Origin of the sequence: Escherichia sp. TC-EC600-tetX4 (genome assembly GCF_019356055.1) — a bacterium.
Taxonomy (GTDB): Bacteria; Pseudomonadota; Gammaproteobacteria; order Enterobacterales; family Enterobacteriaceae.
In genome coordinates, this window is the sequence record NZ_CP079924.1 from 616,026 (window position 1) to 630,736 (window position 14,711).

Annotated in this window: 13 protein-coding genes; 9 read left to right on the top strand and 4 right to left on the bottom strand. The window is 47.3% G+C overall.

Features of this window, described 5'->3' with window-relative positions; genetic code table 11:
- Positions 1-141: 141 nt before the first annotated feature.
- The 3 genes from KXD89_RS02990 to tdcR form a co-directional block, all read right to left on the bottom strand.
- Positions 142-1,329 (bottom strand): YhaC family protein, encoded by a 1,188-nt coding sequence (locus KXD89_RS02990; RefSeq protein WP_000484600.1) that lies wholly within the window; start codon positions 1,327-1,329, stop codon positions 142-144.
- A gap of 21 nt (positions 1,330-1,350) precedes the next feature.
- Complete coding sequence (yhaB, locus tag KXD89_RS02995) at positions 1,351-1,890, bottom strand: protein YhaB (RefSeq protein ID WP_000675733.1); 540 nt, start codon at positions 1,888-1,890, stop codon at positions 1,351-1,353.
- 255 nt (positions 1,891-2,145) lie between these two features.
- On the bottom strand, positions 2,146-2,364 hold the full coding sequence (tdcR, locus tag KXD89_RS03000; RefSeq protein WP_001301311.1) for a transcriptional activator TdcR: 219 nt from the start codon (positions 2,362-2,364) through the stop codon (positions 2,146-2,148).
- Between the two features lie 314 nt (positions 2,365-2,678).
- Here tdcR and tdcA point away from each other — a divergent pair, with 314 nt between their 5' ends.
- The 9 genes from tdcA to cyuA all read left to right on the top strand — a co-directional run bounded on the left by tdcA (position 2,679) and on the right by cyuA (position 14,403).
- The gene (gene tdcA, locus KXD89_RS03005; RefSeq protein ID WP_000104211.1) at positions 2,679-3,617 is read left to right on the top strand and encodes a transcriptional regulator TdcA; all 939 of its coding nucleotides are present in this window, start codon (positions 2,679-2,681) and stop codon (positions 3,615-3,617) included.
- Between the two features lie 98 nt (positions 3,618-3,715).
- Positions 3,716-4,705 (top strand): bifunctional threonine ammonia-lyase/L-serine ammonia-lyase TdcB, encoded by a 990-nt coding sequence (gene tdcB, locus KXD89_RS03010; protein WP_000548347.1) that lies wholly within the window; start codon positions 3,716-3,718, stop codon positions 4,703-4,705.
- A 21-nt stretch (positions 4,706-4,726) separates the two neighbouring features.
- On the top strand, positions 4,727-6,058 hold the full coding sequence (gene tdcC / locus KXD89_RS03015) for a threonine/serine transporter TdcC (protein ID WP_000107723.1): 1,332 nt from the start codon (positions 4,727-4,729) through the stop codon (positions 6,056-6,058).
- Positions 6,059-6,083: 25 nt separating this feature from the next.
- On the top strand, positions 6,084-7,292 hold the full coding sequence (tdcD, locus tag KXD89_RS03020; RefSeq protein ID WP_001295545.1) for a propionate kinase: 1,209 nt from the start codon (positions 6,084-6,086) through the stop codon (positions 7,290-7,292).
- A 33-nt stretch (positions 7,293-7,325) separates the two neighbouring features.
- On the top strand, positions 7,326-9,620 hold the full coding sequence (gene tdcE, locus KXD89_RS03025; RefSeq protein WP_000861734.1) for a 2-ketobutyrate formate-lyase/pyruvate formate-lyase: 2,295 nt from the start codon (positions 7,326-7,328) through the stop codon (positions 9,618-9,620).
- Between the two features lie 13 nt (positions 9,621-9,633).
- Entirely contained in the window at positions 9,634-10,023 is a 390-nt protein-coding gene (locus KXD89_RS03030; protein ID WP_000719990.1) for an enamine/imine deaminase, read from the top strand.
- A gap of 71 nt (positions 10,024-10,094) precedes the next feature.
- Entirely contained in the window at positions 10,095-11,459 is a 1,365-nt protein-coding gene (gene tdcG, locus KXD89_RS03035; RefSeq protein WP_000622126.1) for an L-serine ammonia-lyase, read from the top strand.
- Between the two features lie 274 nt (positions 11,460-11,733).
- Entirely contained in the window at positions 11,734-13,065 is a 1,332-nt protein-coding gene (locus tag KXD89_RS03040; protein WP_000401598.1) for an amino acid permease, read from the top strand.
- 27 nt (positions 13,066-13,092) lie between these two features.
- Positions 13,093-14,403, top strand: coding sequence for a cysteine desulfidase (cyuA, locus tag KXD89_RS03045; RefSeq protein ID WP_000460499.1), 1,311 nt, complete (start codon positions 13,093-13,095; stop codon positions 14,401-14,403).
- 133 nt (positions 14,404-14,536) lie between these two features.
- Here cyuA and yhaL read toward each other — a convergent pair whose 3' ends face one another.
- Positions 14,537-14,701, bottom strand: coding sequence for a protein YhaL (gene yhaL, locus KXD89_RS03050; RefSeq protein WP_001345966.1), 165 nt, complete (start codon positions 14,699-14,701; stop codon positions 14,537-14,539).
- Positions 14,702-14,711 lie beyond the last annotated feature (10 nt).

Here is a 14,711-nt window from a genome sequence, read left to right on the forward strand (position 1 = left end):
TGATAAGCGTAGCGCATCAGGCATTTTTGCGGTTGCCATCAGTTTCAAACCCGCGTCAGTGAGTTTTTGCTTTTGGTGCACAGGGTAAGATGAATAAATATCTACGGTATTAATAATAGACTTTGTAAGAAGTTATTAAGTCTATATTGCATTTAAAAGGTCGTAATCATACGTATAGTCCTCTCTGGTAAAATATTGCTTCTCTGAGTTATATGCTTCATATGTGTTATATTCCCCGACCTCAAAGCCATTGTCCGGAGAATTTTCGTCTTTCTCGAGGGTATTATCTGAAAGTAACTCTTCTGAGCTAGAGTCTTCTATGTTTAAATCCATAGTATAATTAATTTGGGGGACGACCAGATAAGCATTTTCTTTGGTATTTTCATAATCTTCAATGATTATATCGATGTAATCATATATTTTTTCTGATGAGAATTCTTTCATCTCTGTTAATTTAATTCTGTTCAAGCAATTGATGATTTTCGATGAGCTTTTATATATTTCTTTTGTTAATTCATTTTCTAATTTATCTGTAAGAGTTGCCCTTGGTATAGATTTTATAATTGCAAATCTCATAATTTTTAATTGTTCTTCGGTAATGTCTCCAGGCTCATTTAAACAACTTTCGACAAACTTGATTTTTTCTTCAGAATACATATCGCTAATGCTTATTAAAACAGGCGTTATTTTTAGTAAATAATCCCAGGAGATTGTGGCGTTTTGTGTTGAACTAACAAAATTAACCTGAAACATGTTGGCATTAGTAAAATTTGTTGAATTCAATTTAAAAGGATTTAAAATAGTATTAGCCATATGTTTATCTGTGAAATCATAATAATCTAAATCGACATTACGTAAGTCCAGAGAGGATAGATCAACGATATCTCCAGTCCCACAACTAAAAATTACGTTTAACCTCCTGATTTCATTGTAAATATCTTTTAATGGGCAATTAATATTGATATTACCTGTGGATATTTCCTGGTTTTTTAACGGTTCATTAATGGTAAGTTCACAAGTATTGTCCGATCGTTGAATAATTTGGGCGTTATAACCTAAAAAATCCAGACGAAGAGACGAGACATTATAAAGAATTACATTTTGTAAGTACGCTAATTCTTTTTGAAAATCACCAGTGATAATGCATTTTCCACCAGGTTGTAACGTGTTAAGTAAAGTGACCATTTCAATAGAGGTCTGTTTTAGTTTTTCTATACCTGGTGCTAGTGCTTCGAGGTTATTTCCTGTTGGGCTTTCAGGAAGGTCATTCATTTTTCGACGGACTAAATCACTACTAATATCATTACCAATTGATGAAACAGGGAACATTATTTTATCCTTTATAAATAATCAATAAAAATCATTATTAAAATGATCGGGTGAAAAAAAGAGAATTTGCCAACAATCTGAAGTAATGCTGGTTTTATTAAAGTGCACAAGGGGGGTTAAGATGGCTTCTTTTCGGGTGAATTTTGCACAATACTTAGAAATCGTCTCCTTAATACATTCCAGCTCTTTTTTATTGACGGCTGAGCAAGTACATTGTTCACCAAAAGGTGCAAAAGTGCCTACATCTAATGTTTGTATGATATAATCATCATGTTCTCCTGTAGAAATATCTATAATGAATGGACTCATATTTTCCGGTTGGATTCGGATCATGACAGAAGGAACATCGCCATGATAGAAATTCAATGCAGTTATTGCAGATAATACTCTCCGCAGTTCATTACTTATACTGTAAATTTTATTAACGTCATTGGTGGAGACAATTTCTGCAAACTTTCTTTTTACCGTCCAATAATCAATATTTCTATTGTGATTGTTAACCACTGCGTGCATTGGCGGGATTGAAGGGTGAAAAATATGCGCAATTGGGAAGCCTTTCATTGATGCCTGCCTTGTCATCATGACAAACAATAATAGATGCTTATTTTCCTCGCAGGGTTCTTTCGCACTATCAAAAAACGCTCATTTACCCGGCGTTACAGTAAACGAAGCAACATTCTGTGGCCTACGCCGATCAAAAGCTCTGTGAAAATTTCCCTTGTTGTCTTTGTCTGACCTTATCGCGGCGATCAGCAATTATTCGTTTTGTGATCCTCAACACAAAATGCTATTCGTCGCCTATGAGGGGAGAAGAATTTATGGAAAACGATTGCATTCACAAAATGACGTCCTGTCAGAAGAGAAAAAGTTGACGTTAATCAATTGTTCGAGATGATCAATACATGTATTCGAAATTTTAAAATATTGATAAAATAAATGTTTGTTCTCCAACAAATAGCGTGAAAAAATGTGACATGCCGCATTATTTATCACTGAAAATGGTTTATTTATAATAAAATTTGAGAACTTGCTCATTAAATTTAACTCAAATTTTGCCTGGTAATTATCCGGTAATTGCTTGAAATATGGTCTCAGCCCCTTTTTTGTATTAACCACATAACGAATGATGTTATCGCCATAAAATATGGTTATCCCCGTCATTTTTTTTGACAAAAATCAGGGTTTATGCTGATTTTTATACTTTAACTTGTTGATATTTAAAGGTATTTAATTGTAATAACGATACTCTGGAAAGTATTGAAAGTTAATTTGTGAGTGGTCGCACATATCCTGTTCATTTCATTTTGATACACTTCATGCCGTCAATGAGGTAATTAACGTAGGTCGTTATGAGCACTATTCTTCTTCCGAAAACGCAGCACCTGGTAGTCTTTCAGGAAGTCATTAGAAGTGGTTCTATCGGCTCGGCTGCAAAAGAATTAGGGTTAACTCAACCGGCCGTCAGTAAAATCATTAACGATATTGAAGATTATTTTGGTGTGGAATTAGTGGTGCGGAAAAATACCGGTGTAACATTAACACCTGCCGGTCAATTGTTACTCTCCCGTTCCGAATCCATTACCCGTGAAATGAAAAATATGGTTAATGAGATAAGCGGTATGTCTTCTGAGGCGGTGGTGGAAGTCTCATTTGGTTTTCCTTCATTGATTGGTTTTACTTTTATGTCAGGGATGATCAACAAGTTCAAAGAGGTGTTCCCGAAAGCGCAGGTTTCTATGTATGAAGCGCAACTGTCTTCGTTCTTACCGGCAATCCGCGACGGTCGACTGGATTTTGCGATTGGTACGTTAAGTGCAGAAATGAAGCTTCAGGATTTACATGTTGAGCCGCTGTTCGAGTCCGAGTTTGTGCTGGTAGCCAGTAAGTCCCGAACATGCACCGGCACCACCACGCTGGAGTCGTTGAAGAACGAACAGTGGGTGTTGCCACAAACTAATATGGGGTACTACAGCGAACTGCTTACTACGTTACAAAGAAATGGCATCAGTATTGAAAACATCGTTAAAACCGACTCAGTCGTGACAATTTATAATCTTGTTCTCAATGCTGATTTCTTAACTGTAATTCCTTGTGATATGACGTCACCTTTTGGTTCTAATCAATTTATTACTATTCCGGTTGAAGAAACATTACCTGTGGCACAATATGCCGCGGTATGGTCGAAAAATTATCGTATTAAAAAAGCAGCATCGGTTTTGGTGGAATTAGCCAAAGAGTATTCATCTTATAATGGGTGTAGACGAAGGCAATTAATAGAAGTTGGTTAGTTATTTGTTTTTATTTAAACATAAATAATCCACCTGTCTGTCTTGCAGGTGTCGGTTACGGTTACCTACATATTTAATTCAGGCGAAGAGGTTTTATAATGCATATTACATACGATCTGCCGGTTGCTATTGATGACATTATTGAAGCGAAACAACGACTGGCTGGGCGAATTTATAAAACAGGCATGCCTCGCTCCAACTATTTTAGTGAACGTTGCAAAGGTGAAATATTCCTGAAGTTTGAAAATATGCAGCGTACGGGTTCATTTAAAATTCGTGGCGCATTTAATAAATTAAGTTCACTGACCGATGCGGAAAAACGCAAAGGCGTGGTGGCCTGTTCTGCGGGCAACCATGCGCAAGGGGTTTCCCTCTCCTGCGCGATGCTGGGTATCGACGGTAAAGTGGTGATGCCAAAAGGTGCGCCAAAATCCAAAGTAGCGGCAACGTGCGACTACTCCGCAGAAGTCGTTCTGCATGGTGATAACTTCAACGACACTATCGCTAAAGTGAGCGAAATTGTCGAAATGGAAGGCCGTATTTTTATCCCACCTTACGATGATCCGAAAGTGATTGCTGGCCAGGGAACGATTGGTCTGGAAATTATGGAAGATCTCTATGATGTCGATAACGTGATTGTGCCAATTGGTGGTGGCGGTTTAATTGCTGGTATTGCGGTGGCAATTAAATCTATTAACCCGACCATTCGTGTTATTGGCGTACAGTCTGAAAACGTTCACGGCATGGCGGCTTCTTTCCACTCCGGAGAAATAACCACGCACCGAACTACCGGCACCCTGGCGGATGGTTGTGATGTCTCCCGCCCGGGTAATTTAACTTACGAAATCGTTCGTGAATTAGTCGATGACATCGTGCTGGTCAGCGAAGACGAAATCAGAAACAGTATGATTGCCTTAATTCAGCGCAATAAAGTCGTCACCGAAGGCGCAGGCGCTCTGGCATGTGCTGCATTATTAAGCGGTAAATTAGACCAATATATTCAAAACAGAAAAACCGTCAGTATTATTTCCGGCGGCAATATCGATCTTTCTCGCGTCTCTCAAATCACCGGTTTCGTTGACGCTTAATTAATTCGTTGAGGATAGGATATGAGTACTTCAGATAGCATTGTATCCAGCCAGACAAAACAATCGTCCTGGCGTAAATCAGATACCACATGGACGTTAGGCTTGTTTGGTACGGCAATCGGCGCCGGGGTGCTGTTCTTCCCTATCCGCGCAGGTTTTGGCGGACTGATCCCGATTCTTCTGATGTTGGTATTGGCATACCCCATCGCGTTTTATTGCCACCGGGCGCTGGCGCGTCTGTGTCTTTCTGGCTCTAACCCTTCCGGCAACATTACGGAAACGGTGGAAGAGCATTTTGGTAAAACTGGCGGCGTGGTTATCACGTTCCTGTACTTCTTCGCGATTTGCCCACTGCTGTGGATTTATGGCGTTACTATTACCAATACCTTTATGACGTTCTGGGAAAACCAGCTCGGCTTTGCACCGCTGAATCGCGGCTTTGTGGCGCTGTTCCTGTTGCTGCTGATGGCTTTCGTCATCTGGTTTGGTAAGGATCTGATGGTTAAAGTGATGAGCTACCTGGTATGGCCGTTTATCGCCAGCCTGGTGCTGATTTCTTTGTCGCTGATCCCTTACTGGAACTCTGCAGTTATCGACCAGGTTGACCTCGGTTCGCTGTCGTTAACCGGTCATGACGGTATCCTGATCACTGTCTGGCTGGGGATTTCCATCATGGTTTTCTCCTTTAACTTCTCGCCAATCGTCTCTTCCTTCGTGGTTTCTAAGCGTGAAGAGTATGAGAAAGACTTCGGTCGCGACTTCACCGAACGTAAATGTTCCCAAATCATTTCTCGTGCCAGCATGCTGATGGTTGCAGTGGTGATGTTCTTTGCCTTTAGCTGCCTGTTTACTCTGTCTCCGGCCAACATGGCGGAAGCCAAAGCGCAGAATATTCCAGTGCTTTCTTATCTGGCTAACCACTTTGCGTCCATGACCGGTACCAAAACAACGTTCGCGATTACACTGGAATATGCGGCTTCCATCATCGCACTCGTGGCTATCTTCAAATCTTTCTTCGGTCACTATCTGGGAACGCTGGAAGGTCTGAATGGCCTGGTCCTGAAGTTTGGTTATAAAGGCGACAAAACTAAAGTGTCGCTGGGTAAACTGAACACTATCAGCATGATCTTCATCATGGGCTCCACCTGGGTTGTTGCCTACGCCAACCCGAACATCCTTGACCTGATTGAAGCCATGGGCGCACCGATTATCGCATCCCTGCTGTGCCTGTTGCCGATGTATGCCATCCGTAAAGCGCCGTCTCTGGCGAAATACCGTGGTCGTCTGGATAACGTGTTTGTTACCGTGATTGGTCTGCTGACCATCCTGAACATCGTATACAAACTGTTTTAATCCGTAACTCAGGATGAGAAAAGAGATGAATGAATTTCCGGTTGTTTTGGTTATTAACTGTGGTTCGTCTTCGATTAAGTTTTCCGTGCTCGATGCCAGCGACTGTGAAGTATTAATGTCAGGTATTGCCGACGGTATTAACTCGGAAAATGCATTCTTATCCGTAAATGGGGGAGAGCCAGCACCGCTGGCTCACCACAGCTACGAAGGTGCATTGAAGGCAATTGCATTTGAACTGGAAAAACGGAATTTAAATGACAGTGTGGCCTTAATTGGCCACCGCATCGCTCACGGCGGCAGTATTTTTACCGAGTCCGCCATTATTACCGATGAAGTCATTGATAATATCCGTCGCGTTTCTCCACTGGCACCCCTGCATAATTACGCCAATTTAAGTGGTATTGAATCGGCGCAGCAATTATTTCCGGGCGTAACTCAGGTGGCGGTATTTGATACCAGTTTCCACCAGACGATGGCTCCGGAAGCTTATTTATACGGCCTGCCGTGGAAATATTATGAAGAGTTAGGTGTACGCCGTTATGGTTTCCACGGCACGTCGCACCGCTATGTTTCCCAGCGCGCACATTCGCTGCTGAATCTGGCGGAAGATGACTCCGGCCTGGTTGTGGCGCATCTTGGCAATGGCGCGTCAATCTGCGCGGTTCGCAACGGTCAGAGTGTTGATACCTCAATGGGAATGACGCCGCTGGAAGGCTTGATGATGGGTACCCGCAGTGGCGATGTCGACTTTGGTGCGATGTCCTGGGTCGCCAGCCAAACCAACCAGAGCCTGGGTGACCTGGAACGCGTAGTGAATAAAGAGTCGGGATTATTAGGTATTTCCGGTCTTTCTTCGGATTTACGTGTTCTGGAAAAAGCCTGGCATGAAGGTCACGAACGCGCGCAACTGGCAATTAAAACCTTTGTTCACCGAATTGCCCGTCATATTGCCGGACACGCAGCTTCATTACGTCGCCTGGATGGAATTATATTCACCGGCGGAATAGGAGAGAATTCAAGCTTAATTCGTCGTCTGGTCATGGAACATTTGGCTGTATTAGGCTTAGAGATTGATACAGAAATGAATAATCGCTCTAACTCCTGTGGTGAGCGAATTGTTTCCAGTGAAAATGCGCGTGTCATTTGTGCCGTTATTCCGACTAACGAAGAAAAAATGATTGCTTTGGATGCCATTCATTTAGGCAAAGTTAACGCGCCCGCAGAATTTGCATAATTTAGTTGAAGTATTGTAGAGAGATTATTTTTCATGAAGGTAGATATTGATACCAGCGATAAGCTGTACGCCGACGCATGGCTTGGCTTTAAAGGTACGGACTGGAAAAACGAAATTAATGTCCGCGATTTTATTCAACATAACTATACACCGTATGAAGGCGATGAATCTTTCCTCGCCGAAGCGACGCCTGCCACCACGGAATTGTGGGAAAAAGTAATGGAAGGCATCCGTATCGAAAATGCAACCCACGCGCCGGTTGATTTCGATACCAATATTGCCACCACAATTACCGCTCATGATGCGGGATATATTAACCAGCCGCTGGAAAAAATTGTTGGCCTGCAAACGGATGCGCCGTTGAAACGTGCGCTACACCCGTTCGGTGGCATTAATATGATTAAAAGTTCATTCCACGCCTATGGCCGAGAAATGGACAGTGAATTTGAATATCTGTTTACCGATCTGCGTAAAACCCATAACCAGGGCGTATTTGATGTTTACTCACCGGATATGCTGCGCTGCCGTAAATCTGGCGTGCTGACCGGTTTACCAGATGGCTATGGCCGTGGGCGCATTATCGGTGACTATCGCCGCGTAGCGCTGTATGGCATCAGTTATCTGGTACGTGAACGCGAACTGCAATTTGCCGATCTCCAGTCTCGTCTGGAAAAAGGCGAGGATCTGGAAGCCACCATCCGTCTGCGTGAGGAGCTGGCAGAGCATCGTCATGCGCTGTTGCAGATTCAGGAAATGGCGGCGAAATATGGCTTTGATATCTCTCGCCCGGCGCAGAATGCGCAGGAAGCGGTGCAGTGGCTCTACTTCGCTTATCTGGCGGCAGTGAAATCGCAAAATGGCGGCGCGATGTCGCTGGGCCGCACGGCATCGTTCCTCGATATCTACATTGAGCGCGACTTTAAAGCTGGCGTACTCAATGAGCAGCAGGCACAGGAACTGATCGATCACTTCATCATGAAGATCCGTATGGTACGCTTCCTGCGTACACCGGAATTTGATTCGCTGTTCTCCGGCGACCCAATCTGGGCGACGGAAGTGATCGGCGGGATGGGGCTGGACGGTCGTACGCTGGTGACCAAAAACTCCTTCCGCTATTTGCACACCCTGCACACTATGGGGCCGGCACCGGAACCTAACCTGACCATTCTTTGGTCGGAAGAATTACCGATTGCCTTCAAAAAATATGCCGCGCAGGTGTCGATCGTCACCTCTTCCTTGCAGTATGAAAATGACGATCTGATGCGTACTGACTTCAACAGCGACGATTACGCGATTGCCTGCTGCGTCAGCCCAATGGTGATTGGTAAGCAAATGCAGTTCTTTGGTGCACGCGCTAACCTGGCGAAAACGCTGCTCTACGCAATTAACGGCGGGGTGGACGAGAAGCTGAAGATTCAGGTCGGGCCGAAAACAGCACCGCTGATGGACGACGTGCTGGATTACGACAAAGTGATGGACAGCCTCGATCACTTCATGGACTGGCTGGCGGTGCAGTACATCAGCGCGCTGAATATCATTCACTACATGCACGACAAGTACAGCTACGAAGCTTCGCTGATGGCGCTGCACGATCGTGATGTCTATCGCACTATGGCATGCGGCATCGCGGGCCTGTCGGTGGCGACGGACTCCCTGTCTGCCATCAAATATGCCCGCGTGAAACCAATCCGTGACGAAAACGGCCTGGCGGTGGACTTTGAAATCGACGGTGAATATCCGCAGTACGGCAACAACGACGAGCGCGTAGACAGCATTGCCTGCGACCTGGTTGAACGCTTTATGAAGAAAATTAAAGCGCTGCCAACCTATCGCAACGCCGTCCCTACCCAGTCGATTCTGACTATCACTTCTAACGTGGTGTACGGCCAGAAAACCGGTAATACGCCGGACGGTCGTCGCGCCGGAACACCGTTCGCGCCGGGCGCTAACCCGATGCATGGTCGTGACCGCAAAGGTGCCGTGGCCTCATTGACGTCGGTGGCGAAACTGCCGTTCACCTACGCCAAAGATGGGATCTCGTACACCTTCTCAATCGTTCCTGCGGCGCTGGGCAAAGAAGATCCAGTACGTAAAACCAACCTTGTCGGCCTGCTGGATGGGTATTTCCACCACGAAGCGGATGTCGAAGGCGGTCAACACCTCAACGTCAACGTAATGAATCGGGAAATGCTGCTGGATGCCATCGAGCACCCGGAAAAATATCCTAACCTGACAATCCGTGTCTCTGGCTACGCCGTGCGCTTCAACGCACTGACCCGTGAACAGCAACAGGATGTTATTTCACGTACCTTTACCCAGGCGCTCTGACGCCGGAGGATGTATGAAAAAGATTATCGAAACGCAACGTGCCCCAGGCGCAATCGGCCCTTATGTTCAGGGCGTTGATTTAGGCAGCATGGTCTTCACCTCCGGGCAAATACCGGTTTGCCCACAGACCGGTGAGATCCCGGCTGATGTGCAAGATCAGGCGCGTTTAAGCCTCGAAAACGTCAAAGCGATCGTGGTTGCTGCCGGGCTGAGCGTGGGCGATATCATCAAGATGACCGTGTTTATCACCGATCTGAATGATTTTGCCACCATCAACGAAGTCTATAAGCAGTTCTTCGATGAGCATCAGGCGACCTATCCGACCCGGAGCTGTGTGCAGGTCGCGCGTTTGCCGAAAGATGTGAAGCTGGAAATTGAAGCCATCGCAGTACGTAGTGCGTAAAGCCTCGTGAGCGGGACGGTCGTAAGGTCGTTCCGCTCCACTTCACTGAACGGCAATCCGAGGGTGTGGATATGATTAGTGCATTCGATATTTTCAAAATTGGGATTGGTCCCTCCAGTTCGCATACCGTGGGGCCAATGAATGCCGGAAAAAGTTTTATTGATCGGCTGGAAAGTAGCGGCTTATTAACCGCGACGAGCCATATTGTGGTCGATCTGTACGGGTCGTTGTCACTGACGGGCAAAGGCCATGCCACGGATGTCGCCATCATCATGGGACTGGCAGGAAACAGTCCGCAGGATGTTGTCATTGATGAGATCCCTGCATTTATAGAGTTAGTAACGCGCAGCGGGCGGCTGCCAGTGGCATCTGGTGCGCATATTGTTGATTTTCCTGTAGCAAAGAACATTATCTTCCATCCCGAAATGTTGCCTCGCCATGAGAACGGAATGCGGATCACTGCCTGGAAGGGACAGGAAGAGCTATTAAGTAAAACCTATTACTCTGTCGGCGGCGGGTTTATTGTCGAAGAAGAACACTTCGGCCTGTCGCACGATGTCGAAACGTCCGTACCTTACGATTTCCACTCAGCAGGTGAACTGCTGAAAATGTGTGATTACAACGGCCTGTCTATATCTGGTCTGATGATGCACAACGAGCTAGCGCTGCGCAGCAAAGCGGAAATTGACGCCGGTTTTGCCCGTATCTGGCAAGTGATGCATGACGGTATTGAACGTGGGATGAACACTGAAGGCGTGCTGCCTGGTCCGCTCAATGTGCCGCGCCGTGCCGTAGCGCTGCGTCGTCAGCTGGTTTCCAGCGATAACATCTCTAACGATCCGATGAATGTCATCGACTGGATCAACATGTACGCGCTGGCGGTTAGTGAAGAAAACGCAGCTGGCGGGCGCGTGGTAACGGCACCGACTAACGGTGCGTGCGGCATTATTCCGGCAGTACTGGCTTATTACGATAAGTTCCGTCGTCCGGTAAACGAGCGGTCAATTGCCCGCTATTTTCTGGCCGCGGGGGCTATTGGCGCGCTGTATAAAATGAACGCCTCCATCTCTGGCGCGGAAGTCGGCTGTCAGGGGGAGATTGGCGTGGCCTGTTCAATGGCGGCGGCAGGGTTAACTGAACTACTGGGCGGCAGTCCGGCGCAGGTATGCAATGCGGCGGAAATCGCGATGGAGCATAACCTTGGGCTGACCTGCGATCCGGTTGCCGGACAGGTACAAATCCCGTGCATTGAACGTAATGCCATTAATGCCGTGAAAGCAGTAAACGCCGCGCGGATGGCGATGCGCCGCACCTCGGCACCGCGTGTTTCACTCGATAAAGTGATCGAGACGATGTATGAAACCGGCAAAGATATGAACGATAAATACCGCGAAACATCACGCGGAGGACTGGCCATTAAAGTGGTCTGCGGCTGACATTGCTGTCAGCTTTCATCCTTGGGTGCACAAATGTGCACCTTTTTTTTGTGATCTGCCGCAAATAGAGAATGAATATTCTCCTGCGATTAATTTAGTAGAAAATTCTTATCCATCTCCGTTATTTCAAAGTCTTGATTGTGAAGATTTTCTCTGACCTCGCGCGTATCATTTCTTTATTCTAATAACTCGCCTGCAAAAACGTAGACCGCATATCGCCTTGATGCGGCTCGGAAAAAAATAATAAGCCCTACAAAATATTGAGCGAGAAATTATGGAAATTGCATCGAATAAAGGCGTCATTGCAGACGCTTCGACCCCGGCGGGTCGTGCTGGAATGAGTGAGAGCGAGTGGCGAGAAGCGATCAAATTCGACAGTACTGACACCGGCTGGGTGATTATGAGTATCGGGATGGCGATTGGCGCGGGGATTGTTTTTCTCCCGGTGCAGGTCGGTTTGATGGGATTGTGGGTATTTTTGCTCTCATCGGTGATTGGTTACCCGGCAATGTATCTGTTTCAGCGATTGTTTATTAATACGCTGGCAGAATCACCAGAATGTAAAGATTACCCGAGCGTCATTAGCGGTTATTTAGGTAAAAACTGGGGCATCCTGTTAGGTGCGCTCTATTTCGTAATGCTGGTGATTTGGATGTTCGTCTATTCCACCGCCATCACCAACGATAGTGCTTCCTACCTGCATACCTTCGGCGTGACGGAAGGGTTGCTGTCAGACAGTCCCTTTTATGGTCTGGTACTGATTTGCATTCTGGTGGCGATCTCCTCACGCGGCGAGAAATTGTTATTCAAAATTTCGACCGGCATGGTGCTGACCAAGCTGCTGGTGGTCGCGGCGCTGGGCGTGTCGATGGTGGGAATGTGGCATCTGTATAACGTCGGTTCGCTACCGCCGCTGGGGCTGCTGGTGAAAAACGCCATTATTACGCTGCCGTTTACCCTGACGTCGATTCTGTTTATCCAGACGTTAAGTCCGATGGTGATCTCTTATCGCTCGCGGGAAAAATCAATTGAAGTGGCGCGGCATAAAGCATTGCGGGCAATGAATATCGCGTTTGGCATTTTGTTTGTCACCGTCTTTTTCTACGCCGTGTCGTTCACGCTGGCGATGGGACATGACGAAGCGGTAAAAGCCTATGAGCAGAATATTTCCGCGCTGGCGATTGCCGCACAGTTTATTAGCGGTGACGGCGCAGCGTGGGTGAAAGTGGTCAGCGTCATTCTCAATATCTTTGCTGTCATGACTGCATTCTTTGGCGTCTATTTAGGCTTTCGCGAAGCAACGCAAGGGATCGTAATGAACATCCTGCGTCGCAAGATGCCTGCCGAGAAGATTAACGAAAATCTCGTTCAGCGCGGCATCATGATTTTCGCCATTTTGCTGGCCTGGAGCGCCATCGTACTGAACGCACCGGTGTTGAGCTTCACCTCTATCTGTAGCCCGATTTTCGGCATGGTAGGGTGCCTGATCCCGGCGTGGCTGGTTTACAAAGTACCAGCATTGCACAAATACAAAGGGATGTCTCTGTACCTGATTATCGTCACTGGTTTGTTGCTGTGTGTTTCTCCGTTCCTGGCATTTTCTTGATTTACCTGAAATTTTAAGGTTTTTAATATGTTTGATTCGACTTTAAATCCGTTATGGCAGCGTTACATCCTCGCCGTTCAGGAGGAAGTAAAACCGGCGCTGGGATGTACTGAACCGATTTCACTGGCGCTGGCGGCGGCGGTTGCTGCGGCAGAACTGGAAGGTCCGGTTGAACGTGTAGAAGCCTGGGTTTCGCCAAATCTGATGAAGAACGGTCTGGGCGTCACCGTTCCCGGCACGGGAATGGTGGGGCTGCCGATTGCGGCGGCGCTGGGGGCGTTAGGTGGAAATGCCAACGCCGGGCTGGAAGTGCTGAAAGACGCAACAGCGCAGGCAATTGCCGATGCCAAAGCACTGCTGGCGGCGGGGAAAGTCTCCGTTAAGATCCAGGAACCTTGCGATGAAATCCTCTTCTCACGCGCCAAAGTCTGGAACGGTGAGAAGTGGGCGTGTGTCACCATCGTCGGCGGGCATACCAACATTGTGCATATCGAGACGCACGATGGTGTGGTGTTTACCCAGCAGGCGTGTGTGGCAGAGGGCGAGCAAGAGTCTCCGCTGACGGTGCTTTCCAGAACGACGCTGGCTGAGATCCTGAAGTTCGTCAATGAAGTCCCGTTTGCGGCGATCCGCTTTATTCTCGATTCCGCGAAGCTAAATTGTGCGTTATCGCAGGAAGGTTTGAGCGGTAAGTGGGGGCTGCATATTGGCGCGACGCTGGAAAAACAGTGCGAGCGCGGTTTGCTGGCGAAAGATCTCTCTTCATCCATTGTGATTCGTACCAGCGCGGCATCCGATGCGCGTATGGGCGGCGCTACGCTTCCGGCTATGAGTAACTCCGGCTCGGGTAACCAGGGGATTACCGCAACAATGCCTGTGGTGGTGGTAGCAGAACACTTCGGAGCGGATGATGAACGGCTGGCGCGTGCGCTGATGCTTTCGCATTTGAGCGCAATTTACATCCATAACCAGTTACCGCGTTTGTCTGCGCTGTGTGCCGCAACGACCGCAGCAATGGGGGCCGCCGCCGGGATGGCATGGCTGGTGGATGGGCGTTATGAAACCATCTCGATGGCGATCAGCAGTATGATCGGCGATGTCAGCGGCATGATTTGCGATGGTGCGTCGAACAGCTGCGCGATGAAGGTTTCGACCAGTGCTTCGGCTGCGTGGAAAGCGGTGTTAATGGCGCTGGATGATACCGCCGTGACCGGCAATGAAGGGATTGTGGCGCATGATGTTGAGCAGTCGATTGCCAACCTGTGTGCGTTAGCAAGCCATTCGATGCAGCAAACGGATCGGCAGATTATCGAGATTATGGCGAGCAAGGCCAGATAAACGCCAGGTTTTGGGGATCGTGCCGGATGCGATGCTGGCGCATCTTGTCCGGCCTACGGGTTGTTTAATTCGTTAATGTTGTTGGATTTTGTAGGCCGGATAAGGCGTTTTCGCCGCATCCGGCAACCTGTCTTTACGCGGTAGCTTCATCCTCGGCTAAACGCGTTTCAGCATCCGCGACGATAGCTTCCAGCTCGCTCAACATCTCTTCATAGCCAAAATTTTTGGCGGTGCGAGCAGGTTCTTTCGCCACCACGGGCTTCACCGGCTGGCGCTTTTTGGCCAATTTTTTACTCATCATCATCTCC

Bases quoted from the DNA above. Each gene is read 5' to 3' on its own strand.
- cyuA (WP_000460499.1), top strand. From the start codon at position 13,093: ATGTTTGATTCGACTTTAAATCCGTTATGGCAGCGTTACATCCTCGCC.
- yhaB (WP_000675733.1), bottom strand. From the start codon at position 1,890: ATGAAAGGCTTCCCAATTGCGCATATTTTTCACCCTTCAATCCCGCCA.
- KXD89_RS03040 (WP_000401598.1), top strand. From the start codon at position 11,734: ATGGAAATTGCATCGAATAAAGGCGTCATTGCAGACGCTTCGACCCCG.
- KXD89_RS03030 (WP_000719990.1), top strand. From the start codon at position 9,634: ATGAAAAAGATTATCGAAACGCAACGTGCCCCAGGCGCAATCGGCCCT.
- KXD89_RS02990 (WP_000484600.1), bottom strand. From the start codon at position 1,329: ATGTTCCCTGTTTCATCAATTGGTAATGATATTAGTAGTGATTTAGTC.
- tdcE (WP_000861734.1), top strand. From the start codon at position 7,326: ATGAAGGTAGATATTGATACCAGCGATAAGCTGTACGCCGACGCATGG.
- tdcB (WP_000548347.1), top strand. From the start codon at position 3,716: ATGCATATTACATACGATCTGCCGGTTGCTATTGATGACATTATTGAA.
- yhaL (WP_001345966.1), bottom strand. From the start codon at position 14,701: ATGAGTAAAAAATTGGCCAAAAAGCGCCAGCCGGTGAAGCCCGTGGTG.
- tdcR (WP_001301311.1), bottom strand. From the start codon at position 2,364: ATGAGCAAGTTCTCAAATTTTATTATAAATAAACCATTTTCAGTGATA.
- tdcC (WP_000107723.1), top strand. From the start codon at position 4,727: ATGAGTACTTCAGATAGCATTGTATCCAGCCAGACAAAACAATCGTCC.
- tdcG (WP_000622126.1), top strand. From the start codon at position 10,095: ATGATTAGTGCATTCGATATTTTCAAAATTGGGATTGGTCCCTCCAGT.
- tdcD (WP_001295545.1), top strand. From the start codon at position 6,084: ATGAATGAATTTCCGGTTGTTTTGGTTATTAACTGTGGTTCGTCTTCG.
- tdcA (WP_000104211.1), top strand. From the start codon at position 2,679: ATGAGCACTATTCTTCTTCCGAAAACGCAGCACCTGGTAGTCTTTCAG.